This is a genomic window from Hymenobacter amundsenii, from assembly GCF_002204745.1.
GTDB lineage: Bacteria > Bacteroidota > Bacteroidia > Cytophagales > Hymenobacteraceae > Hymenobacter > Hymenobacter amundsenii.
This window is the reverse complement of the sequence record NZ_NIRR01000016.1, coordinates 53,928-76,120: the sequence shown is the minus strand read 5'-3', so window position 1 is coordinate 76,120 and position 22,193 is coordinate 53,928. Positions and strand designations below refer to the sequence as shown.

Annotated in this window: 19 protein-coding genes; 10 read left to right on the top strand and 9 right to left on the bottom strand. The window is 59.7% G+C overall.

Features of this window, described 5'->3' with window-relative positions:
* Nucleotides 1-31 precede the first annotated feature (31 nt).
* The gene (locus tag CDA63_RS11140) at nucleotides 32-3,496 is read right to left on the bottom strand and encodes a methylmalonyl-CoA mutase family protein (protein WP_088464530.1); all 3,465 of its coding nucleotides are present in this window, start codon (nucleotides 3,494-3,496) and stop codon (nucleotides 32-34) included.
* Between the two features lie 139 nt (nucleotides 3,497-3,635).
* Here CDA63_RS11140 and CDA63_RS11135 point away from each other — a divergent pair, with 139 nt between their 5' ends.
* A complete protein-coding gene (locus tag CDA63_RS11135) occupies nucleotides 3,636-4,388 on the top strand; it encodes a hypothetical protein (protein ID WP_126546823.1) in 753 nt (250 codons plus the stop codon).
* Between the two features lie 173 nt (nucleotides 4,389-4,561).
* Here the strand turns inward: CDA63_RS11135 and fdhA are convergent, their stop codons facing one another.
* From fdhA to CDA63_RS11120, 3 genes are all read right to left on the bottom strand, one after another.
* The gene (gene fdhA, locus CDA63_RS11130; protein WP_088464528.1) at nucleotides 4,562-5,794 is read right to left on the bottom strand and encodes a formaldehyde dehydrogenase, glutathione-independent; all 1,233 of its coding nucleotides are present in this window, start codon (nucleotides 5,792-5,794) and stop codon (nucleotides 4,562-4,564) included.
* Nucleotides 5,795-5,942: 148 nt separating this feature from the next.
* On the bottom strand, nucleotides 5,943-6,344 hold the full coding sequence (locus CDA63_RS11125; RefSeq protein WP_088464527.1) for a GlcG/HbpS family heme-binding protein: 402 nt from the start codon (nucleotides 6,342-6,344) through the stop codon (nucleotides 5,943-5,945).
* 162 nt (nucleotides 6,345-6,506) lie between these two features.
* Entirely contained in the window at nucleotides 6,507-8,372 is a 1,866-nt protein-coding gene (locus tag CDA63_RS11120) for a glycoside hydrolase family 15 protein (protein ID WP_088464526.1), read from the bottom strand.
* 201 nt (nucleotides 8,373-8,573) lie between these two features.
* Here CDA63_RS11120 and lepA point away from each other — a divergent pair, with 201 nt between their 5' ends.
* Nucleotides 8,574-10,361: a translation elongation factor 4 gene (gene lepA, locus CDA63_RS11115; protein WP_088464525.1), complete on the top strand. Its 1,788-nt coding sequence runs from the start codon at nucleotides 8,574-8,576 to the stop codon at nucleotides 10,359-10,361.
* 104 nt (nucleotides 10,362-10,465) lie between these two features.
* Nucleotides 10,466-10,666: a hypothetical protein gene (locus CDA63_RS11110; protein ID WP_088464524.1), complete on the top strand. Its 201-nt coding sequence runs from the start codon at nucleotides 10,466-10,468 to the stop codon at nucleotides 10,664-10,666.
* A gap of 96 nt (nucleotides 10,667-10,762) precedes the next feature.
* Here the strand turns inward: CDA63_RS11110 and CDA63_RS11105 are convergent, their stop codons facing one another.
* Nucleotides 10,763-11,122: a DUF805 domain-containing protein gene (locus CDA63_RS11105; RefSeq protein WP_088464523.1), complete on the bottom strand. Its 360-nt coding sequence runs from the start codon at nucleotides 11,120-11,122 to the stop codon at nucleotides 10,763-10,765.
* A gap of 106 nt (nucleotides 11,123-11,228) precedes the next feature.
* Between CDA63_RS11105 and CDA63_RS11100 the strand changes: the two genes are divergently transcribed.
* The 6 genes from CDA63_RS11100 to CDA63_RS11080 all read left to right on the top strand — a co-directional run bounded on the left by CDA63_RS11100 (nucleotide 11,229) and on the right by CDA63_RS11080 (nucleotide 16,197).
* Entirely contained in the window at nucleotides 11,229-12,149 is a 921-nt protein-coding gene (locus CDA63_RS11100) for a bifunctional 5,10-methylenetetrahydrofolate dehydrogenase/5,10-methenyltetrahydrofolate cyclohydrolase (protein ID WP_088464522.1), read from the top strand.
* A gap of 191 nt (nucleotides 12,150-12,340) precedes the next feature.
* Nucleotides 12,341-12,973, top strand: coding sequence for a 7-carboxy-7-deazaguanine synthase QueE (locus CDA63_RS11095; protein WP_088464521.1), 633 nt, complete (start codon nucleotides 12,341-12,343; stop codon nucleotides 12,971-12,973).
* Between the two features lie 20 nt (nucleotides 12,974-12,993).
* Nucleotides 12,994-13,623 (top strand): tetratricopeptide repeat protein, encoded by a 630-nt coding sequence (locus CDA63_RS21365; protein WP_242434648.1) that lies wholly within the window; start codon nucleotides 12,994-12,996, stop codon nucleotides 13,621-13,623.
* Nucleotides 13,620-14,942 carry an OmpA family protein gene (locus CDA63_RS11090; RefSeq protein ID WP_242434647.1) on the top strand — a complete coding sequence of 441 codons (1,323 nt, stop codon included), beginning with the start codon at nucleotides 13,620-13,622 and terminating at the stop codon, nucleotides 14,940-14,942. Before CDA63_RS21365 ends, CDA63_RS11090 begins: the two co-directional genes overlap by 4 nt.
* A 347-nt stretch (nucleotides 14,943-15,289) precedes the next feature.
* Nucleotides 15,290-15,661, top strand: a complete 372-nt coding sequence (locus CDA63_RS11085) for a hypothetical protein (RefSeq protein WP_088464520.1) — start codon at nucleotides 15,290-15,292, stop codon at nucleotides 15,659-15,661.
* A 170-nt stretch (nucleotides 15,662-15,831) separates the two neighbouring features.
* Nucleotides 15,832-16,197, top strand: a complete 366-nt coding sequence (locus CDA63_RS11080) for a hypothetical protein (protein ID WP_088464519.1) — start codon at nucleotides 15,832-15,834, stop codon at nucleotides 16,195-16,197.
* Between the two features lie 101 nt (nucleotides 16,198-16,298).
* Here CDA63_RS11080 and CDA63_RS11075 read toward each other — a convergent pair whose 3' ends face one another.
* Nucleotides 16,299-17,591, bottom strand: coding sequence for a citrate synthase (locus CDA63_RS11075; protein ID WP_088464518.1), 1,293 nt, complete (start codon nucleotides 17,589-17,591; stop codon nucleotides 16,299-16,301).
* Nucleotides 17,592-17,842: 251 nt separating this feature from the next.
* Between CDA63_RS11075 and CDA63_RS11070 the strand changes: the two genes are divergently transcribed.
* Nucleotides 17,843-18,745, top strand: a complete 903-nt coding sequence (locus CDA63_RS11070; protein WP_088464544.1) for an aldo/keto reductase — start codon at nucleotides 17,843-17,845, stop codon at nucleotides 18,743-18,745.
* A gap of 107 nt (nucleotides 18,746-18,852) precedes the next feature.
* Here CDA63_RS11070 and mnmE read toward each other — a convergent pair whose 3' ends face one another.
* The 3 genes from mnmE to CDA63_RS11055 all read right to left on the bottom strand — a co-directional run bounded on the left by mnmE (nucleotide 18,853) and on the right by CDA63_RS11055 (nucleotide 22,120).
* On the bottom strand, nucleotides 18,853-20,244 hold the full coding sequence (gene mnmE / locus CDA63_RS11065; RefSeq protein ID WP_088464517.1) for a tRNA uridine-5-carboxymethylaminomethyl(34) synthesis GTPase MnmE: 1,392 nt from the start codon (nucleotides 20,242-20,244) through the stop codon (nucleotides 18,853-18,855).
* Between the two features lie 85 nt (nucleotides 20,245-20,329).
* Nucleotides 20,330-20,989: a metal-dependent transcriptional regulator gene (locus CDA63_RS11060; protein ID WP_088464516.1), complete on the bottom strand. Its 660-nt coding sequence runs from the start codon at nucleotides 20,987-20,989 to the stop codon at nucleotides 20,330-20,332.
* A 111-nt stretch (nucleotides 20,990-21,100) separates the two neighbouring features.
* On the bottom strand, nucleotides 21,101-22,120 hold the full coding sequence (locus CDA63_RS11055; RefSeq protein ID WP_088464515.1) for a 3-oxoacyl-ACP synthase III family protein: 1,020 nt from the start codon (nucleotides 22,118-22,120) through the stop codon (nucleotides 21,101-21,103).
* Nucleotides 22,121-22,193: the final 73 nt, after the last annotated feature.

The following is a 22,193-nucleotide window of genomic DNA, read 5'->3' as shown; positions in this document are numbered from 1 at the left end:
TGAAGAAAAAATACACTTGTATTAAACAAATCTACATATTCCGCCGATACTGCCCACCAACCTCAAATAGGGCGTTCGTAATCTGGCCGAGCGAGCAGAACTTGACGGTGTCCATTAGCTCCTCGAAGAGGTTGCCGTTGGCCACGGCGACTTGCTGCAGGTGCTTGAGGCGCGCGGGGGCCTCGGCGGCGTTGCGGGCCTGCAGGGCCTCCAGCATCGTAATCTGGTACTGCTTCTCCTCCTCGGTGGCCCGGATTACCTCGGCGGGTACCACCGTGGGCGAGCCCTTCGACGAGAGGAAGGTGTTGACGCCGATGATGGGGTACTCGCCCGTGTGCTTGAGCATCTCGTAGTGCATGCTCTCCTCCTGAATCTTGCCGCGCTGGTACATGGTTTCCATGGCCCCGAGCACGCCGCCGCGCTCCGTGATGCGGTCGAACTCGGTGAGCACGGCCTCTTCCACTAGGTCGGTCAGCTCCTCGATGATGAACGAGCCCTGGAGCGGGTTTTCGTTCTTGGCCAGGCCCAGCTCGCGGTTGATGATGAGCTGAATGGCCATGGCCCGGCGCACCGACTCCTCGGTGGGCGTGGTAATGGCCTCATCGTAGGCGTTGGTGTGCAGGCTGTTGCAGTTGTCGTAGATGGCGTACAGGGCCTGCAGGGTGGTGCGGATGTCGTTGAAGTCGATTTCCTGGGCGTGCAGGCTCCGGCCGCTGGTCTGGATGTGGTACTTCAACATCTGCGAGCGGGCGTTTGCGCCGTACTTCAGCTTCATGGCCTTGGCCCAGATGCGGCGGGCCACCCGGCCAATCACGGCGTACTCGGGGTCGATGCCGTTGGAGAAGAAGAACGAGAGGTTGGGGGCGAAGTCATTCACGTCCATACCCCGGCTCACGTAGTACTCCACAAACGTGAAGCCGTTGCTCAGCGTGAGGGCCAGCTGGGTGATGGGGTTGGCGCCGGCCTCGGCAATGTGGTAGCCCGAAATCGACACCGAGTAGAAGTTGCGAACCTTCTCGTCGATGAAGTACTGCTGCACGTCGCCCATCAGGCGCAGGGCGAATTCGGTGGAGAAAATGCAGGTGTTTTGCGCCTGATCTTCCTTGAGAATATCGGCCTGCACGGTGCCGCGCACCTGCGTGAGCGTGCGGGTTTTGATGGACTCATATACCTCGGCGGGCAGCACCTGGTCGCCGGTTACGCCGAGCAGCATGAGGCCTAGGCCGTCGTTGCCCTCGGGCAGCGGGCCCTGGTAGTGGGGGCGGGGCTGGCCGTAGCCCTGGTAGATTTCGTCGATTTTCTGGCTAACCTCGTCTTCCAGGCCGTGCTCCTTAATATAGAGCTCGCACTGCTGGTCAATGGCCGCGTTCATGAAGAAGGCGGCCAGCGTAGCGGCGGGACCGTTGATGGTCATGGACACCGACGTGCTCGGGTTGGCCAGGTTGAAGCCCGAGTAGAGCTTCTTGGCATCGTCGAGGCAGGCAATGCTCACGCCGGCGTTGCCGATTTTACCGTATATGTCGGGCCGCACATCCGGGTCTTCGCCGTAGAGCGTTACCGAGTCGAAGGCCGTGCTCAGGCGCTTGGCGGGCAGGCCCATGCTCACGTAGTGGAAGCGGCGGTTGGTGCGCTCGGGGCCACCTTCGCCGGCAAACATGCGGGTGGGGTCTTCGCCCTCGCGCTTGAATGGGAACACGCCGGCCGTGTACGGGAACTCGCCGGGCACGTTCTCCTGCAGCTGCCAGCGGAGCAAATCGCCCCAGGCCGTATAGCGCGGCAGGCTCACCTTCGGAATCTGGGTGCCCGACAAGCTCTGGGTGTGCGTTTGGAGGCGTAGCTCCTTGTCGCGCACCTTGAACACGAACTCGGGGGCCTTATAGGCGGCTACCGTTTGCGACCAGTTCTCCAGGAGCTTCCAGTTCTGACCGTCCAGGCGGAGCTTGACCTCCTCGAAGGTGCTTTCCAGGCCGGCCACGAGTGTTCCGGGCTCGACTCCGGCAGGGCTTGCGCCGCCGCCGCTACCAATTCCTCCGGCACTGCTTGCTGGCCGGTCGTTGCCGAGGCTTTCAACGGCTCCGACGGCTTGTCGGATTCCATAGAGCTGCTGCGCTGTGGCAGACTGTTTTTGAACCCACTGGTCATACTGGCGGTTGGTTTCGGCTATTTCGGAAAGGTACCGCGTGCGGTGCGGCGGAATGATGTAAATCTTCTCGGAGTCCTCCACCGAGGTTTCGAGCTTCGAGGCAAAGGCGTGGCCGGTGCGCTCCTCTATAGTGGCCAGTACGGCGCGGTACAGCCGGTTCATGCCCGGGTCGTTGAACTGGGAGGCGATGGTGCCGAAGACCGGCATGGTATCAGTCTGCTTGTCCCAGAGGCCGTGGTTGCGCTGGTACTGCTTGCGCACGTCGCGCAACGCATCCAGGGCGCCCCGCTTGTCGAACTTGTTAAGAGCAATAACGTCGGCGAAATCGAGCATGTCGATTTTCTCCAGCTGGGTGGCCGCGCCGTACTCGGGCGTCATCACGTAGAGGCTGGCGTCGGAGTGCTCGATGATTTCGGTGTCGGACTGGCCGATGCCGGACGTTTCGAGGATAATCAGGTCGAAGTCGGCGGCCCGCACCACGTCTACGGCGTCCTGCACGTACTTGCTCAGGGCCAGGTTGCTCTGGCGCGTGGCCAAACTGCGCATGTATACCCGGGGCGAGTTAATGGCATTCATCCGGATCCGGTCGCCGAGCAGCGCCCCGCCGGTTTTGCGCTTGCTGGGGTCGACGGAAATAATGGCAATGGTCTTCTCGGGGAAGTCCATCAGAAAGCGTCGTACCAACTCATCCACGAGGCTCGACTTGCCTGCGCCGCCCGTGCCGGTGATACCGAGGATTGGCGTTGCCAGCTTGCCGTCCTTATCGGTAGCAGAAGCGCTGCCAGCGTTCAGCTTTTTGCTGACTGCTAAGAACTCCTCCGGAAAGTTTTCGGCGGCCGAAATCAGGCGGCCAATGTCGCGGGCGTTCTTGTCTTTGAGGTGGTCGGCCTCGCCGTTCAGGTTCTGGCCGGTCGGGAAGTCGGCCTGTTCGAGCAGGTCGTTAATCATGCCCTGCAGGCCCATGGCGCGGCCATCGTCGGGCGAGTAGATGCGGGTGACGCCGTGGCTCATCAGGTCCTCGATTTCGGAGGGCAGAATCACGCCGCCGCCGCCGCCAAAGAGCTTGATGTGGCCCGCGCCACGCTCCTTCAGCAAATCGTGCATGTACTTGAAGTACTCGTTGTGGCCGCCCTGGTAGGAGGTAATGGCAATGGCCTGGGCATCCTCCTGAATGGCGCAATCCACGATTTCCTGCACCGAGCGGTTGTGGCCCAGGTGAATAACCTCGGCGCCGCTGCTCTGAATGATGCGGCGCATAATATTGATGGCGGCATCGTGCCCATCGAACAGCGCGGCGGCCGTTACAATGCGGACGTGGTTTTTAGGTTTATAAGGCGCTACGGGAGCTTGCATATCGAAGGGCGGTTTGGGTGGGTTTTGGTAGGGCTAAGGTACGAAACAGGCAGCGGGGGCGCGTTGCAAGCGCCCGAAACCGGAGGCAATGCGCAAAAGTAGCAGGCCGGCATTTACTCAAACACGGTAGTTTTACGCCATGCCGAAACGAATGACCCGGAATTTGCAGGTTGTATTCCTGATACTGATATTACTTGGGTTACTTGCTTGGTTGATTGGGTCCTCTATGCCGGCCTTCATACCCGGCAAGAGTGCCAATAACTTGTACGCCCTACAGCCGGAGTACAGTTCAGGTAATGCAGCAGAAGCCCGGAAAGCCTACTACGCAACCGAAGAAGCTTGGCGCACCAGCCGCAACTCCTGGCTCGATGTCGGCTCTGGCGTAGCTATCAGCAGCCTCACGATTCTGTTGTTTCTACGCGCCAACCGGGTACAAACCTGGGCACGTTTCCGGCGGCTAAAAACCGTTGGTAAAAGTGCGTTTGTTATCTGGCTGAACGCCGGCTGGGCTTTGTTGTTTGCCTCCCTTTACTGGTACTATTATTACCGGAGCCTGCGCGGCGACTTTCGGCCCATGGCCGATACCACTGCCATTCCACTGATGTATGGGCAGATAGCCTTGTTTGGAGGCTGGCTCGCCAGCAATGCGTTATTTCTGCTGGCTGTATGGCCCGCCCAGTTGCCTGCGTTACTGTTTGAGAAACCCAAATACAGCTCGTGGCCTGCCATGCTGGTCGATGCGGTGGTATTCTTGCCACTTATGTTTACTGGACTCTACACCGTTGCGATTATCATCGACGGAGACCACCTGACAGTTCCCGTTGCGCTGCTGTTCTTCTATCTGCTAATTGTTCTACGGGCGGGATACATGCGGGCAATAAACGAACGATAACAGCGGCTATGGCTGCAGAAGAGGCTGCTGAAGCAATACAGGAGCCGCAAGTCTGTAGCGCGAAGCTCCAGCTTCGCGCTACAGACTTGCGGCTCCTCTCTGTGAACTCTAAAGACACAAAAAAATGCCCCGGCGTTTCGGCCGGGGCATTTCCATAAGAGCAATTGCATCAGTTACGCCTCCACCGGCTTCTTTGCTTTGGCCTTGGCCTTCACGTCTGGAATCAGGTTGTGGGGGTTAATGACGAACTTCTTGGCCACGCCGCTGTCGAATTCCTCGTAGCCGCGGGGCGCGTCGTCGAGGCTGATGACTTCCACGTTCACGGCCTTGGCAATCTGCACCTTGTCGTAGAGAATAGCCTGCATGAGCTGGCGGTTGTAGCTCATCACGGGCGTCTGGCCGGTATGGAACGAGTGGCTTTTGGCCCATCCCAAGCCGAAGCGGATCGAGAGGTTGCCTTTCTGGGCGGCCTTGTCCTTGGCGCCCGGGTCTTCGGTTACGTAGAGGCCGGGAATGCCGATAGAACCACCGGCGCGGGTTATTTCCATGAGCGAGTTGAGCACTGCCGCCGGTACTTCCTTTTTAGAGTCGGAGCCATGACCGCTGGCCTCGAAGCCCACGCAGTCAATGGCGCAGTCGATTTCCGGCACGCCCAGAATCTGGGTTATCTGCTCGGTCAGGGTCGCGTCGAGCGTCAGGTCGACGGTTTCGCAGCCGAACGAGCGGGCGTGCGCGAGGCGGGCCTTGTTCATGTCGCCCACGATTACCACGGCGGCACCCAGCAGCTGGGCCGAAGCCGCCGCGGCCAGCCCCACCGGCCCGGCGCCGGCAACGTACACGGTCGTGCCCGGGCCCACGCCAGCCTTCACCGCCCCGTGGAAACCCGTCGGGAAAATGTCGCTCAGCATGGTCAGGTCCCGGATTTTCTCCATCGCCTGGTCTTTGTTCGGGAACCGGAGCAGGTTAAAATCAGCGTAGGGCACCATTACGTACTCGGCTTGGCCACCAATCCAGCCGCCCATGTCCACGTAACCATAGGCGCCCCCGGCGCGGCCGTCGTTCACGTTCAGGCAGATGCCGGTTTTCATTTCCTTGCAGGTGCGGCAGCGGCCGCATGCCACGTTAAAGGGAACCGAAACCAGGTCGCCCTTCTTAAGGAACTCCACGTCGGTGCCTATCTCAATCACCTCGCCGGTTATTTCGTGGCCCAGAATCAGGCCGGCGGGGGCCGTGGTACGGCCGCGTACCATGTGCTGGTCGGAGCCGCAGATATTGGTCGATATAACTTTCAGTACTACGCCGTGGGTTATCTTTTTGCCTTTCGGGTTTTTTAGCTCCGGAAAGTCGATATCCTGAACGGCTACTTTGCCGGGTTCCAGGTAAACTACGCCTCTGTTGTTAGCCATACTAGTGGGTTTTGGGAGTGGTAGATAAGGTGTAAGACGCCAAACGCAGCCTTCGCAATAGAGGAAGACCGCCGTTTGGTGTTCTAATAAAAGGTCGGTTGGCGCCATAAGGTTTGCGGCGGCGCTAACGCGAGCCGGCCGCAACCAGCTACTTCAGCGCCTTCATGCCGGCTTCGGCCACCGTGTGGTCGTTCTCCACCGAGTCGCCCGACACGCCAATGGCCCCCACGATTTCATCGCCATGCTTAAGTGGGATGCCACCGGGGAACGTAATGAGGCCACCGTTGGAGTGCTCGATGCCGAAGAGTGAGCCGCCGGGCTGCGAGAGGCCGCCGATAGCACCGGTAGGCATGTCGAAGAAGCGGGCCGTTTTGGCCTTCTTGATGGAGATGTCGAGCGAACCGAGCCAGGCGCCATCCATGCGGGCAAACGCCACGAGGTTGGCTCCGGCATCCACCACGGCAATGTTCATTTTTACGCCCATTTCCTGCGACTTCTGGCGGGCGGCTTCGATAATCTGCTGGGCTTGTTGGAGGTTGATAGAGCTCATGAGAACGGGTTTGGTGAGTGAGATTGTACGCAGGTATAAGTCGAAAGACGAAAATAGGTTAGATACGAGTTGTTGGGTGCTAGCCCAAGGTCCCGCCGTGGCAGACCGGGCTAGTCGCGGGCAGGTGGCGGGCCGGTTAAGTCTGCGGAGCCGTTGCGGCAGCTACACGAACTCGTGCCCTCGGTTGTCGCCGCGGTGGTGGCGGGCATCGAGGTCGCGGTTGAGCTGGAAGGCGGCGCTGATGAGGGCCAGGTGGGTAAAGGCCTGCGGATAATTGCCGATTTGGGCACCATGGGGGCCAATCTGCTCCGAGTACAAACCCAGCGGACTAGCGAAACCGAGCACCTTCTCGAACAGCAGCCGGGCCTTGTCCAGGTCGCCGGCCCGCGACAGGTTCTCAATGTACCAGAACGAGCACATGGTAAACGTGCCTTCCTGGCCGGTAAGCCCGTCGGTTGCCCCGCCGTCGAGGTGGTAGCGAAACACCAGCGAGTCGATAACCAGCTCCTGCTCGATGGCCCGCATCGTGGACTGCCAGCGTGGTTCGGCCGGGCTGAACATCCGGATCAGGGGTAGGAGTAGGGCAATAGAATCGAGCACCTCACCGCCTTTATACTGCACGAATGCCTGCTTTTCCTCGCTCCAAAAGTTATTGTACACCTCCTCGTAAATCTCGTTACGCACCCGGTGCCAGTCGGCCAGCGGGGCCGGGAAGGAGCGGTCCTCGGCAATGCTGATGGCACGGTCCAGGGCCACCCAGCACATCATCTTGGCCGAGAGAAAGTGCTGTTCCTGGTCGCGCACTTCCCAGATGCCATGGTCGGGCCGCTGCCAGTTCTCGGCCACGAAGTCCACGAGCCGGCAGATCTGCTGCCAGAAGGCGTAGGTGATGGCCCCGCCGTACTTATTATAGAGATAAATGGTGTCGAGCAGCTCTCCGTAAATATCGAGCTGGAACTGCTGGGCCGCGCCGTTGCCGATGCGCACGGGCCGCGAGTCGCGGTAGCCACTCAGGTGCTCCAGCTCCTGCTCAGGCAAATCGGGCGAGCCATCGACGCGGTACATGAGCTGGAGGTCGGCGGCATCGGCCAGCTGCTCGCACCGGGCCATAATCCAGTGCAGAAACGCCTTCGATTCGCCCGTAAAACCCAGGCGCAGGAAGGCATACATCGTGAAGGCCGCGTCGCGCACCCAGGTAAAGCGGTAATCCCAGTTGCGGGAGCCACCCACGGCCTCGGGTAGCCCGAAGGTGGCGGCGGCCACCGTCGAGCCGTGTTTGAGGGAGGTGAGCAGCTTGAGCGTGATGGCCGAGCGCATCATTATTTCGCGCCAGCGGCCGGTGTAAGTGCTGCTTTCCACCCACTCGCGCCAGAAGCTGAGCGTATCGGCAAAGGCGCCTTCGGTGTAGTGGTTCAGGTCGCGGGCAATAAAATCGGGGTCATCGACGGGTGTGGCCTCAATCACGAAGCTGGCTGTTTCGCCCGCGTGCAGGGTCCAGCTGCCCACCGCGTCGCCGTCGGGGGTGACCTCCAGCGGGTGGCTGCTCAGGAGCCGGAACTGCAGGTGGGCATCCGCCGTTTCGAGCCCCCGGAACAGCAGGCTGCCATCGGCCTGGGTTTCCACGCGGTGAGGGGCGCGGGCGTAATCGAAGCGGGGGGCGCAGTGCAGCTGAAAGGTGAGGGTGCCCTTAATTACGCGCAGGCTGCGGACCACAGCGCAGTTCTGCTCGTGGCGCTTAACGGGCATGAAATCGGTGAGCTCGGCCAGGCCGCCTTCCAACAAAAACCGCGTCAGCAGCACGCCCGTGTTGGGCAGGTAGAGCTGCTTGGTGCGCACCTCGCCCTCGGCCCCGGCAGGTTGGATGGACCAGGCGCCGCCCTTCTCCGCATCGAGTAAGGCCGCGAAAATGGTGGGCGAATCGAAGCGGGTAAAGGGTAGATAATCGAGCGAACCGGCCTTCGATACCAGGGCTACGGTGTGCAGGTTGCCAATCAGGCCGTAGTCTTCGAGCGGAGTGGTTTGGGACATATGGAGCAGGGGGAGGAGCGGTGAAGTTGGTTGGCTAGCTTGAAGCTTTGCCAGGCGCATACCGCCCTAATAACGCAAACTGAGCTAGGTCTGGCGAGCTTTTTGGTTGAATTTCGCCGCTCTCTACCGCCGAGCTACTGCGTCGCCGTAGCATATCCCGGCGGCGTTGCGTACCTTTGAAGCTAGAAAAAACTGCCCTCTGTGAAGAACATCCGCAATTTCTGCATCATTGCCCACATCGACCACGGCAAAAGCACGCTCGCCGACCGCCTGCTCGAATTCACGAGCACGGTGGCTAAGCGCGACATGCAGGCCCAGCTGCTCGACAACATGGACTTGGAGCGGGAGCGCGGCATCACCATCAAGAGCCACGCCATCCAGATGCAGTTTCCCTACAAAGGGGAAATCTACACGCTCAACCTGATCGACACGCCCGGCCACGTCGACTTTAGCTACGAAGTAAGCCGTAGCATTGCCGCCTGCGAAGGCGCACTGCTCATCGTCGACGCCTCGCAGGGCATTGAGGCCCAGACGATTTCCAACCTCTACCTCGCCATCGGGGCCGACCTGGAAATCATCCCCGTCCTCAATAAAATCGACCTGCCCCATGCCATGCCCGAGGAGGTGAGCGACGAAATCGTGGACCTCATCGGCTGCGAGTACGAAGACATCCTGCACGCCTCCGGCAAAACCGGCCTCGGCATCGAAGGCATTCTCAACGCCATCATCGAGCGGGTGCCGGCTCCCAAAGGCGACCCTGAAGCACCGCTCCAGGCCCTGATTTTCGACTCGGTCTTCAATTCCTACCGCGGTATCGAGGTGCTGTTCCGCATCAAGAACGGCACCATGCGCAAGGGCGACAAGCTTCGCTTCATGGCCACCGGCAAGGAGTACGGCGCCGACGAAATCGGCATTTTGGGCCTCAACCAGGAACCCCGCCAGGAAATGGCGGCCGGCAACGTAGGCTACCTCATCTCGGGCATCAAGGAAGCCCGCGAAGTGAAAGTGGGCGATACCATTACCCACGTCGCCAACCCCACCAAGGATGCCATCAAGGGCTTTGCCGATGTGAAGCCGATGGTTTTCGCCGGCATCTACCCCGTCGATACCACCGAGTACGAGGAGTTGCGCTCGTGCATGGAGAAGCTTCAGCTCAACGACGCCTCGCTGGTCTGGGAGCCCGAAACGTCGGTGGCCCTGGGCTTCGGTTTCCGCTGCGGCTTCCTGGGCATGCTGCACATGGAAATCGTGCAGGAGCGCCTGGAGCGCGAGTTCAACATGACGGTGATTACCACTGTGCCCAGCGTGCAGTTCCACGCCACCGGCACCAAAGACCAGCTGCTGACCATCAACGCCCCGAGCGAAATGCCGGAGCCGAACATGATCAAGTACATCGAGGAGCCCTTCATCAAGGCCCAGATCATCACGGCTGCCGATTACGTAGGGCCCATCATCACGCTCTGCATGGACAAGCGCGGCGTCATCAAAGGCCAGAGCTACCTGACTTCCGAGCGGGTGGAGATGACCTTCGAACTGCCGCTTTCGGAAATCGTGTTCGACTTCTTCGACAAGCTCAAAACCATCAGCCGCGGTTACGCCTCGCTCGATTACGAGCTGATCGGCTTCCGCGAGTCAGACATGGTCAAGCTCGACATCATGCTCAACGGCGAGAAGGTCGATGCGCTGTCGGCCATTGTGCACCGGAGCAAGAGCTACGAGTGGGGCCGCCGCCTCTGCGAAAAGCTGCGCGAGTTGCTGCCCCGCCAACAGTTCGAAATTGCCATCCAGGCCAGCATTGGCCAGAAAATTATATCCCGCGAAACGGTGAAAGCCCTGCGCAAAAACGTAATTGCCAAGTGCTACGGCGGCGACATCAGCCGCAAGCGCAAGCTGCTCGAAAAGCAGAAGGAAGGCAAGAAGCGCATGCGTCAGGTTGGCTCCGTTGAAATTCCACAGGAGGCCTTCCTGGCCGTTCTTAAGCTTGACTGACGACTAAAACTTGCCGTTGACAGGCGCGTTTTTGTGTGCGCCCCTTCTTCGTTTTTCCATTTGATGCACTTCTTAACCGGGCGTGTGTTGCTAACCCCCAAATCATGTCCAACCACCTCGTTAAGAATTGTCGCAGCCACGACCAGCTAGAGAAAATCCGCAAGGGCCAGGAGCGCAAGTTCCGCTGGCGGGACGATTGGCCCACGATGGAAAAGGCGCTGCTTGAAGCCGGTGCTGAAGCTATTGCGGCCCACGAAGCATCCGTTGCGGTTGAGGGCAATGACAACGACACGCAAACCAACTAAGCAGTACCCGCATCCTTATTCAGGAAGCAGTAAAGGCCGGCTTCCCCTGGGAAAGCCGGCCTTTATTGCTGATGGATGCTGGATTACGGAGAGTGATTAGGCAAAGGGCGTAACAGCCGTTTCGTTTACTGCACCTTTGGGGTCCGGACCGTATTCGTTAGGTCCATTATCACCTTCTGTGCAAGCAAGAATAAGGTTGTAGATGGGAATCAGCACAAACCAGCCGCTTTTGCCCACATCATGCATCCGACGGATGGCAAGGGCAATGCCAGGTACGATTACGGCCAGCGAATAGATCGTGCTAATAATCTGACGACCGAAGATGGCCCCGTCTATAAAGCCCAATATCATAGAGACTATGATATTGAATAAGAAGAAATACCAATACTCGGCCCGACGGGCCCGGCCGGTAAACTGGGCGTACTTGTCTTTGAGAACTTGTAAATAATAGTTCATGCGGTGTTAAGAAGTGGTGGCGAATGAATGAGCTGCCAAGATATATATTCCTGAATTTACAACTGACTATTGCCGCTTTCTCCCGACACCTTAACCCTTTCGTAATATGACCACTGCCCCCGACGCCACGACCTACCGCCTCATCGACGGCAAGCAAACCGCCGAGGCCATCAAAGAAGAGATTGCCACCGAGGTGACCGAGCGGAAAGCTGCCGGTCATAAAACGCCTCACTTAGCTGCTATTCTGGTGGGCCACGATGGGGGTTCGGAAACCTATGTGCGCAACAAAGTGCTGGCCTGCGAACGGGTAGGATTCGAAAGCACCCTGCTGCGCTACGAGGATACCATCACGGAAGCCGAACTGCTGGCCAAGGTGGCCGAGTTGAATGAGGATCCGGCCATCGATGGCTTCATTGTGCAACTGCCGCTGCCCCGCCACATCGATACCAACAAGGTGATTGAGGCGGTGCGGCCCGAGAAGGACGTCGACGGTTTTCACCCGATGAACATTGGCCGCATGGTGGCCGGTCTGCCGGCCCTATTGCCCGCTACGCCCTCGGGCATCGTGGAGCTGCTGCGCCGCTACGAACTGCCCACCGACGGCAAGCACTGCGTAGTTATCGGCCGCTCAAACATTGTGGGTACGCCGGTTAGTATCTTGCTGGCCAAAAACTTGGAGCCCGGTAACTGCACGGTTACTTTATGCCACTCCCGCACCCAAAACCTGGCCGAGATTACCCGTGCCGCCGATATTCTGGTGGCTGCCCTGGGCCGCCCTGAGTTCGTGACGGCCGATATGGTGAAACCCGGCGCGGTGGTTATCGACGTGGGTACGACCCGGGTAGAGGACGCGACCAAGAAATCGGGCTGGGCGCTGAAAGGCGACGTGAACTTTGCCGAAGTGGCCCCGCTCACGTCCTACATCACGCCCGTACCCGGCGGCGTGGGGCCCATGACCATCGCCATGCTGTTACTCAACACCTTGCGGGCCGCGAAGGGGGAAGTATACCCAAGTAAGAATTCCTGAGAACTGAGGCAAGAAGGGGCCACCCAAAATCCAATTAAAACCGGCTTCGGCTTTCAGAATCCGGGGCCGTGTGGTACTTTTAATGTCGGTCCGCCGGGAAAGGAGCTAATTGCCGTGGCAATTGGACTACCCGGCGGTCCGACTTGCTTTTTCTGAGAATACCACCCGTTTTGCTGCACGAACTTCCCGTTATGTCGGCCGCCGCCCCGGCTGAGCCGGCCGCCGCTGCCTCGCTGCCCGTTATGGAGCAGTTCTATACCATTCAGGGCGAGGGCTACAACACCGGCCGCGCCGCCTACTTCATCCGCCTCGGCGGCTGCGACGTGGGCTGCGTGTGGTGCGATGTGAAAGAGTCCTGGCCCATTGATGCGCATCCGCGCCACACCCTGCCGGACCTGGTAGCGGCCGTTACAGCCCACCCCGGCCGCAATGTGGTGGTTACCGGGGGCGAGCCGCTTATGCACGAGCTGGGGCCGCTCACGGCCGCTCTGCAGGCTGCGGGCTGTCAGACCTGGATCGAAACCAGCGGTGCCTACCCGCTCAGCGGAAATTGGAACTGGATTTGCGTATCGCCCAAGAAGTTCAAGGCCCCGCTGCCGACGGTGCTGGCGGTGGCCCACGAGCTCAAAATCATCGTCTTCAACAAAAGCGACTTTGCCTGGGCTGAAGAGCACGCTGCGCTGGTCGGCCCCAACTGCCGCCTGTACCTGCAGCCCGAATGGAGCAAGGCTTCGGCCATGACGCCGCTCATTGTGGATTACGTGAAGGACCACCCGCGCTGGCAGGTGTCGCTCCAGACCCATAAGTACCTCGATATTCCCTAGCGCCCTTTTCCTACTTGCTTATGCGTCGTTCGCTTCTCGTGCCACTGGTAGTACTGCTGACTGCTGGGGGGCTGTTGCCCGAATCGGCCGCTGGCCAGGCCCGCCTGAATACCACTAACACCAAGGCCCGCAACCTGTGGGAGAAGGCGCAGGGCCAGGCCAAGGCCCGGGACTTCAATAAGGCCATCGAAACGCTGGGGCAACTCAATGAGAAGTTTCCTTCGTTGGGGGAGCCTTACCTGTTTAAAGGGTCGCTGCTGCGGGCCATGGGCGAGAGCCAGGCAGCTTTCGAGGCCTACCGCACGGGCCTGCCCAAGCTGCCCGTCGATGCTTCCCATGCCAACGACTATTTCACGCTGGGCGAGTTGGCCATTAGCTTCGGCGACTATGCTACGGCCACCGATAATTACCAGAAATACCTGAAAACGGCTGCCAAGAGCCAGCGCAACATTCCGCGGGCGCAACGGCAGCTGCTCAATTGCGCTTTTGCGGCCAAGGCCATGGCCGCGCCCACCGGCCCCGAGCCCGAACGCCTGCCCGACCCGCTCAACACGTTCCTGTTCCAGTACTTTCCGGCCCTCACCGCCGACAGCCGCTTTCTGCTCTTCACGGCCGGCCCACCTCAGCCAGCGGCGAAGACCTGTTTGTGAGCCGCCAGAATCCCGATGGTACGATGGGCGCCCCGGCCTCCATCTCGCCTGCCATCAATACGTCCTACAACGAAGGGGCGGGGGCTATTTCCGGCGACGGCAAGACGCTGGTATTTGCCTCCTGCGACCGGCCCAACTCGGTGGGCAACTGCGACCTGTATATTTCGCGGCGCACCGGCAACAACTGGAGCAAACCCGTGAACCTGGGCCGCAACGTAAACTCGACCGAGTGGGACTCTCAGCCCACGCTCTCGGCCGATGGGCGCACGCTCTACTTCACCAGTACCCGGCGCGGCGGTCAGGGCCAGGAAGATATCTACGTGACGACCCTCGACGAGCAGGGCAACTGGACGTCCGCCCGCAACCTGGGTACGCCCGTGAATACGGCCGGCAAAGACATGGCCCCCTTCATCCACGCCAGCGGTAGCACGCTCTACTACGTCACCGATGGGCTGGTGGGCATGGGCGGGCTAGACGTGTACCGTTGCGAGCTGGCGGCCGATGGCAAGTGGGAAGCACCCCGCAACCTGGGCTACCCGCTCAATACCTTCGAAAATGAGGCCTCCCTGTTTATCAGCTCCGACAACCGCCGGGGCTTTTGCTCACGCTCGCGGGCCGCCGTGCCGGGCGTGAAGCAGGAGCGCGACCGGCCGGTGGAGCTTTTCGGCTTCGAGGTGCCCAAAGCCGTGCAGGCCCGCGAAACCAGCACCTACACCCAGGGCCGGGTGTTCGATGCCGTGACTAAAAAGCCCATTGCTGCCGACGTGCAGCTTTACGACCTCAATACCAACGAACTGGTACAGTACGTGGGCTCCGATGCCGAAACCGGCGAATACACAGTTGTGCTCAACGAGGGCCGGCAATACGCTATGTACGCCGCCGCCAACAAATACCTGATGCGTAGCCTAAGCTTCGACTACAGCAGCCGCCGCAGCTTCGATCCGCTTACCCTCGACCTCTACCTCGACCCCGTGCGGGCCGGCCGCAGCATCGTGCTCAACAACCTGTTCTTCGACGTGAACCAGTACGCACTTCAGCCCAAGTCGCGCACCGAGCTCAACCGGTTGGTGGCTTTCATGAAACAATATCCCGAAATACAGGTGGAGGTATCGGGCCACACCGACGATGTGGGTTCTGATGACGACAATATGGTGCTGTCGCAGAACCGGGCCAAGTCGGTGTATACGTACTTAGTTGGGCAGGGCCTACCAGCTACCCGCCTGCGTTACAAAGGTTACGGCGAGTCGCGCCCGCTAATGCCCAACGATTCCGAGGAGCACCGCCAGCAAAACCGCCGCATCGAGTTGCGGATTCTATAGTACCATCCGAACGCTTCAAACGACGCTTGCGGCTCTCAAGTCAGTGAAACTCCAATCGAGAAGAGGACAATTACGCTAGTAATTGCACTTTTTTTGATTGGAGTTTTTCTTTTTAATAGTACAATCAAAGGTCTGATACTGAGAGTTATAAGTTTTGGTGATAAAAGTTATTGATTAGAATAGTGATAAAAAAACATTTCATAGTTTAATTATTTGCTATACATTTGACTATTCCCAGATAACAGTCAGTTACCGGGAATCAGCCGATCCAAGGAGTGCTCAGCACCAATTGCAGCCGGCCGTAAGTCAGTCTTCATTATTTCTTCCACTTTTCCCACTTCCTCATCATGAAGAAAGTTACCCTTTTCGTCTGCCTGCTAGCGGGTGTACAGAGCGCCGTACTGGCGGGTCCTCGCACCGACAACCCAACCACCAGCCTGACGGCCCGTGCCACGGCTCTTACCCGCGCCATTGCCGACAAAATCCGGCTCGATGAAGGCCAGTACCTGCGCCTCAAGCAGCTCAACCTACGTATGCTAGCCGACCAGGAGGACCTGAAGACACGCTTCGCCGCCGACCAGTCCATCCTCGACCAGCGCCTGTCCGACTCGCAGCTGCACTACGAAATGGCCCTGCTCGATATGCTCCGGCCGGCGCAGCTTTCCCTGTTCAATCAGCACCGGGCCAGCATGACGGCCTTGGGTACACCGGTCAACTAGCACCGCTGGCCCTGCCCGGTGCTGCCTCGCAGAGCGTGGCGCCGGGTGGGCTGCCCGTAATCAGTTTCCTTAAATATAATATTGTTTATATCATATTAAATGTGTACCTTCAGAATAGGCTTCCGGCCTGCTCTGCACCAGTCCATTTTTCCCACCTAAACCTCACCGTTATGAAAAACGTATTCGCTTGCTTGGCTTTCGCCGCATTCGTAATGGGCGGAATTGTCGCCCAGGCCACCCCCAGCGACGGAGGAACTAGCATTGCTGAGCGGGCCACAGCCATGACCTGGCGCATTGCTGAGCGCACCCAGCTCAGCGAGGGCCAGTACATCAAGCTGCGCCGCCTCAATGTATCGTTGCTCACTGAAACTGCCGAACTACGTAAGGAGTTCAAGGCCGACCCCGCCAGCCTCGACCGCGCCCTGGCCGACGTCCAGATGCGCTACGAATGGGACGTGGCCGCCGTGCTGCAACCTAAGCAACTAGCCGTTTACGACGGCTTGAAATCAGAGTTTACAGCTGCTAACATCCGCTGATTATTAAACACTTAGCAGCTTATGGTTACAGTAGTACCCGAACACAAAAAAGCCCGCATATGCGGCTTTTTTGTGTTCGGGTACTTAGTAGGTAGCGGCCGTTAGGAACGCTGCGTAATAGACACGTAGTCTCGCTCGGTTTCGCCCACGTAAATCTGGCGGGGGCGGCCGATTGGCTCCTTGTTCTCGCGCATCTCCTTCCACTGAGCAATCCAGCCGGGCAGACGGCCCAGGGCGAACATCACCGTGAACATCTCGGTTGGGATGCCAATGGCTTTGTAAATAATACCCGAGTAAAAGTCGACGTTTGGGTAAAGCTTGCGCTGCACGAAGTAGTCGTCGGTGAGGGCGGCTTGCTCCAGTTCCTTGGCAATCTTGAGCAGGGGGCTGGCTTCGAGGCCCAACGCCTTCAATACGTCGTCGGCGGCCTTCTTGATAATGGTGGCGCGGGGGTCGAAGTTCTTGTACACCCGGTGACCGAAGCCCATCAGACGGAACGAATCGTCCTTGTCCTTGGCCTTGTCGATCCACTTCTGGGTGTCGCCACCGTCGCGCTCAATGCTTTCGAGCATCTCCACCACTTCCTGGTTGGCCCCGCCGTGCAGCGGACCCCACAGGGCGTTGATGCCGGCCGAAACCGAGCCGTAGAGCGAGGCGTTGGCCGAGCCCACCAAGCGTACCGTCGAGGTCGAGCAGTTCTGCTCGTGGTCGGCGTGCAGAATGAGCAGCTTGTTTAGCGCCTTCATTACTACGGGGTTGATTTCGTACTTCTCCGTGGGGAAGCTGAACATCATGTAGAGGAAATTGGAGCAGTAATCGAGGTCGTTGCGCGGATAGTTGAGCGGGTGACCCATGTTGTTCTTATAGGTCCAGGCCGCGATGGTCGAAATCTTGGCCATCAACCGAATCACATTCAGGTCGGTTTCCTCTTTGCTCAGGTCGGGCGACACGCTTTCGGGATAGAAAGCGGTAAGCGAGCAGATTAGGGAGCTGAGGATGGCCATTGGGTGGGCCGCCGACGGGAAGCCGTCGAAAATCTTGCGCACATCCTCGTGCACCAGCGTGTGCTGCGTGATTTTCCCGCTGAAGGTGTCGAGCTCGTCTTGGGTGGGCAGCTTGCCGTAAATCAGCAGGTAGGCCACTTCGATGAAGGTGGAGTTTTCGGCCAACTGCTCAATCGGGTAGCCGCGGTAACGCAGGATACCTTCTTCGCCGTCGAGAAAAGTAATAGCGCTTTTGCAGGCGCCGGTGTTCTTGTAACCGGGGTCGAGCGTTACGTAACCCGTCTGGTCGCGGAGCTTGCTGATGTCGAAAGCCTTTTCTTGCTCAGTGCCTTCGATAACGGGGAGCGTGTACGATTTGCCGTTGAGCGTTAGTTCAGCAGATTCTGCCATAAAGCGTAGGTTGAAGAGTGGGGGTACAGGGCGAAATTAAAGAATTAAGCGGCAAGCCGGAAACCCGGTGAGAGCTTGCTAGCTATAGTACAATTCGACCGGAACCGTTGTCTGGCTACCGGCCATGCACAAAGAAACGCCGCCGAGCCGACAAGTACGGCATGAAGGAGGCTTTTTTGCGTGAATTAGCTGTGTATTTCCGCTTTCTTTCTATCATTTACCTCTCCAAACAATTCATTTTCTTGCTGCTTATGGAATATCTTCCCTTGGGCACTACCGATTTGGTGGTGAGCCGCGTGGGCTTCGGTGGCATGTCGCTCGACCCGGTTGCTGCTGCCAGCCCGCGCCTGCTGGCCCGCGCCCAAGCCGCAGGCATCACCCTCTTCGATACGGCCGACCTCTACGACCACGGCCGCAACGAAGCGCTGTTCTGCGCCGCTTTCCGCAACTGCCGAGCCCAGGTGGTGCTGGCCACCAAAGTGGGCAACCAGTGGCGACCCGATGGTCAGGGCTGGGACTGGAACCCGTCGAAGGCCTACATCCTGCAAGCCGCCGAAGCCAGCCTGCGCCGCCTGCAAACCGACTACATCGACCTATACCAACTCCACGGTGGTACTCTCGATGATGACCACGATGAGGTGCTGGAGGCCTTTGAACTCCTGCGTGAGCAGGGCAAAATCCGTCACTACGGTATCTCGTCCATCCGGCCCAACGTCATCCGCCGGTATGTTTCCAGCCCGAGCAGGCTAACCAGCGTGATGCTCCAACTTAGCCTGCTCGATCAGCGCCCCCGCGAGGCAGTGCTGGAGCTGTTGCAGGATAATGGGGTGGGCGTACTGGCCCGCGGGGCCTTGGCCCAAGGCCGGCTATCCGGTAAACCAGCCGGCGACTACCTCGGCCACTCAACTGCGGAAGTGGCCCGTGTGGCTGCGGCCGTAACCACCGTAGCCGCCGAGCTCGGCCGGACGCCTGCCGAAGTGGCTGTTCGGTTTGTACTCGACACGCCTGGCGTTACGGCCGCCGTGCTCGGCATCCGCACCGAGGCGCAGCTAAGTGAGGCGTTGCGTCTGGCCGAATGTCCACCACTAATGGCCGAGGCCCGGGAGCAGCTATTGGCAGCCGTGCCGGCCACTTTGTATGAGCAGCACCGCTGAATCAGCGCCGTAGCGCGAAGTTTCAGCTTCGTGTATTGCTGCTGACTGCTGAGCGTGTTCGTTCTGCGGTACGCGAAGCTGGCGCTTCGCGCTACGGCACCATACAGCTATTTGCCAATGCAGAACTGGGTAAAGATGCTGGTGAGCAGGTCGTCGTTACTGATTTCGCCCGTTATCTGCCCCAGGGCATTCAGGGCGTGGCGTAGGTCGGCGGCCAGCAGTTCGGTGCCGCCGCCGGTGCTCAGGCCCACCAGCACGGCATCGAGGTGGCGGCTGGCTACTTCGAGGCTGCGGGCGTGGCGTAGGTTTGTGACGATGGTGCTGGCCCCGGTATGTTCGAGGCCGTCGACGCGGACGCGGGCCAGCAAGGCTTGCTGGAGTTCATTGAGGCCGTCGCCCCGCGAGGCGGCTATCAGCACGGTGTCGGGGCGGTTGCTGAAGGCAGCCAACTCATCCTCGGAAGCTACATCAAGCTTGTTGCCCACGGCCAGCACTCTCACCCCGGCGGGCAGGAGCAATGCTTTAATCTCTGCTTGAAGCTCGGCGGGTGAAGTAGTCGTCATATCAAACAGATATACGACTAATGCAGCTTGCTGAACCCGTTGACGGGTGCGCTCCACGCCAAGGGCCTCCACCACGTCGGTGGTGTCGCGCAGGCCGGCCGTGTCAACGAACCGGAAGCGGATACCCTCGATGCTCACCTCGTCCTCAATCAGGTCGCGTGTAGTGCCGGGCACGTCCGAGACGATGGCCCGGTCTTCGTTGAGCAGGGCATTGAGCAGCGTGCTTTTGCCGGCGTTGGGGCGGCCAGCAATAACGGTGGTCACACCGTTCTTGATAACGTTGCCCAACTCGAAGGAACGCAGCAAGCGGCGTACCAGGGCCTGCACTTCCTGGAGCAGGCGCACCAGTCCGGTGCGGTCGGCAAACTCCACGTCCTCTTCCCCGAAGTCGAGCTCCAGCTCCAGCAACGCCGCGAAATGCACCAACTGGCCGCGTAGCTCTTTCAGCTCCCGCGAGAAGCCGCCCCGCATCTGGCGCAGGGCCACCTGGTGGCTCAGGGCCGAATCGGCGGCAATCAGGTCGGCCACCGCCTCGGCCTGGGCCAGGTCGAAGGCGCCGTGCAAAAAGGCCCGCTTGGTGAACTCGCCCGCTTCGGCCAGCCGGGCCCCGTGCCGCAACAACAGCGCCAGCACTTCCTGCACGATGTAGTCGGAGCCGTGGGTGCTGATTTCTACCACGTCTTCGCGGGTATAGGAGTGCGGCCCCCGGAACAGCGACACCACTACCTCATCGAGCACCCGTTCGCCATCGCGCAGCGTGCCATAGTGCAGGGTGTGGCCGGGCTGGTCGGCCAGGCGCTTACCGGCAAATACTGCGTCGGTGAGGGCAATGGCCTGGGGGCCAGAGAGGCGCACCAGCGCAATGGCCCCGGCTCCGGGCGGGGTGGAAAGGGCGACGATAGTATCGGAGAGGGAGAGAGGCAGGTCGGCGGCCACGGCGGCTGGAGAAGTTAGTTGAGCCGCAAAGGTACGGCGCCCAGGAAGTCGGAGCTTGCCCACGCCCGAATGGGTGCTCCCGGCCTCAGTCCGTCAGCATCAGGTTGCGGCTTACCTCTGCCGACATCAGCTGCTTATTTTCTTTGTTTATTCTGATTTCAAGCGAGTTGTCGAACAGAATCTTATCCAATACTTCAATGTGGGTGCCAAGGTTAACACCGACTTTGTCGAGGTATTGCAGGAAGGGGGCGGAGGTGTTCTTGACGGCTACCACGCGGCCCTGGTCGCCGGGGCGCAGGTCAGCAAGCAGGCGGTGCTGGGGGCGGTGCAGGATGCCCTCGGCCGTCGGAATGGGGTCGCCGTGGGGGTCGAGTTGGGGGAAACCCAGAAACTCGTCGAGGCGGCGTACCAGCAGGTCGGAGTCGATGTGCTCCATCTGCTCGGCCACCTCGTGCACCTCATCCCAGTTGAAGCCAAAATGCTCGACCAGAAATACCTCCCAAAGCCGGTGCTTGCGGATGGTGAGCAGGGCCAGCCGCCGCCCCTCGGTCGTGAGCGTAACACCCCGGTAGCGGGTGTAGTGGAGCAGGCCTTTCTCGCCCAGGCGGCGCAGCATATCCGTCACCGAAGCCGGACGGGTCTGCAACTCCTCGGCTACGCTGTTGGTGCTGACTTCGGTGCCCGGCTGGGCCTCCGACAGCTTATAAACGGCCTTCAGGTAGTTTTCCTCGGTGAAGCTGGGCATTTGCTTGAATTAAGAATTAAAAGCAAAGGAGTAGGAATTGGGGTAACTGGCCGAACACATTGTTCTGCTAGCCACCCCAGTTCCTACTCCTCCATTTCTAACTAAAATAACCTACCACTTAATCAGTGCCGAGGCCCAGGTGAAGCCGGAGCCGAAGGCGGCCAGGCAGACCAGGTCGCCGCGCTTAATGCGGCCTTCCTGCACGGCTTCGCTTAGGGCAATGGGCACGGAGGCGGCGGTGGTATTGCCGTAGCGCTGGATGTTGCTGAATACCTTCTCGTCGGGCAGGCCCATTTTGTGCTGCACGTACTGGGTGATGCGCAGGTTGGCCTGGTGCGGAATCAGCATATCGATATCTTTCGACTCGAAGCCGTTCTGATCGAGGGCCTCCTTGATAACCTGCGGGAAGCGCACCACGGCGTGCTTGAACACGTTCTGGCCGTTCATGATGGGGTAGAGCTCCACCTCGTTTTCCAGGTTCTGGATAAACGCGGTTCGGTCTTGGCGGTTCGAGCTGGGCTCCTTCACAATCAGCTCCTCGGCGTGCTCGCCTTGGGCGTGCAAATGCGTGCTGAGGATGCCGTGGCCTTCGCGGGTGCAGGGGCGCAATACCACGGCCCCGGCGCCATCACCAAAAATAACTGACACGGCCCGGCCGCGGGTGCTGATATCGAGACCCGAGGAGTGAATCTCGGAGCCCACCACCAGCACGTTGTCGTACATGCCGGTCTTGATGAACTGGTCGGCCATGCTCAGTGCGTACACGAAGCCCGAGCACTGATTGCGCACGTCGAAGGCCGGAATCGGAGCCTTGATGCCCAGTTCGCGCTGGAGCAGCACGCCCGAGCCGGGGAAGAAATAATCGGGCGAAAGGGTGGCAAACACAATCATTTGCACGTCGTCGGGCTGCAGGCCGGCCATCTCAAGGGCCTTGCGGGCCGCGTTGGCGCCCATATTGGCCGTGGTGTCGGTGCCCTCCGTAAACCAGCGCCGCTCTTTAATACCGGTGCGTTCCTGAATCCACTCGTCGGTGGTGTCCATCAGGGTGATGAGGTCGGCATTCGTAACCACGCGCTCGGGCACGTAATGGCCAACGCCAGCAATTTCGGAAGAGCGGAGAGAGTTGTTCATCAGGGGGATTTTGCGGGACAGACCAGGAAGAAAGCCAAAAGAGCTAGGCCGAAGGTAGAAAAAAACGGAACCC

What these genes read in the sequence shown, in the direction of transcription:
- CDA63_RS11140 (WP_088464530.1), bottom strand. Translation starts at nt 3,496, where the DNA reads ATGCAAGCTCCCGTAGCGCCTTATAAACCTAAAAACCACGTCCGCATT.
- CDA63_RS11135 (WP_126546823.1), top strand. Translation starts at nt 3,636, where the DNA reads ATGCCGAAACGAATGACCCGGAATTTGCAGGTTGTATTCCTGATACTG.
- fdhA (WP_088464528.1), bottom strand. Translation starts at nt 5,794, where the DNA reads ATGGCTAACAACAGAGGCGTAGTTTACCTGGAACCCGGCAAAGTAGCC.
- CDA63_RS11125 (WP_088464527.1), bottom strand. Translation starts at nt 6,344, where the DNA reads ATGAGCTCTATCAACCTCCAACAAGCCCAGCAGATTATCGAAGCCGCC.
- CDA63_RS11120 (WP_088464526.1), bottom strand. Translation starts at nt 8,372, where the DNA reads ATGTCCCAAACCACTCCGCTCGAAGACTACGGCCTGATTGGCAACCTG.
- CDA63_RS11110 (WP_088464524.1), top strand. Translation starts at nt 10,466, where the DNA reads ATGTCCAACCACCTCGTTAAGAATTGTCGCAGCCACGACCAGCTAGAG.
- CDA63_RS11105 (WP_088464523.1), bottom strand. Translation starts at nt 11,122, where the DNA reads ATGAACTATTATTTACAAGTTCTCAAAGACAAGTACGCCCAGTTTACC.
- CDA63_RS11100 (WP_088464522.1), top strand. Translation starts at nt 11,229, where the DNA reads ATGACCACTGCCCCCGACGCCACGACCTACCGCCTCATCGACGGCAAG.
- CDA63_RS11095 (WP_088464521.1), top strand. Translation starts at nt 12,341, where the DNA reads ATGTCGGCCGCCGCCCCGGCTGAGCCGGCCGCCGCTGCCTCGCTGCCC.
- CDA63_RS21365 (WP_242434648.1), top strand. Translation starts at nt 12,994, where the DNA reads ATGCGTCGTTCGCTTCTCGTGCCACTGGTAGTACTGCTGACTGCTGGG.
- CDA63_RS11085 (WP_088464520.1), top strand. Translation starts at nt 15,290, where the DNA reads ATGAAGAAAGTTACCCTTTTCGTCTGCCTGCTAGCGGGTGTACAGAGC.
- CDA63_RS11080 (WP_088464519.1), top strand. Translation starts at nt 15,832, where the DNA reads ATGAAAAACGTATTCGCTTGCTTGGCTTTCGCCGCATTCGTAATGGGC.
- CDA63_RS11075 (WP_088464518.1), bottom strand. Translation starts at nt 17,591, where the DNA reads ATGGCAGAATCTGCTGAACTAACGCTCAACGGCAAATCGTACACGCTC.
- CDA63_RS11070 (WP_088464544.1), top strand. Translation starts at nt 17,843, where the DNA reads ATGGAATATCTTCCCTTGGGCACTACCGATTTGGTGGTGAGCCGCGTG.
- CDA63_RS11060 (WP_088464516.1), bottom strand. Translation starts at nt 20,989, where the DNA reads ATGCCCAGCTTCACCGAGGAAAACTACCTGAAGGCCGTTTATAAGCTG.
- CDA63_RS11055 (WP_088464515.1), bottom strand. Translation starts at nt 22,120, where the DNA reads ATGAACAACTCTCTCCGCTCTTCCGAAATTGCTGGCGTTGGCCATTAC.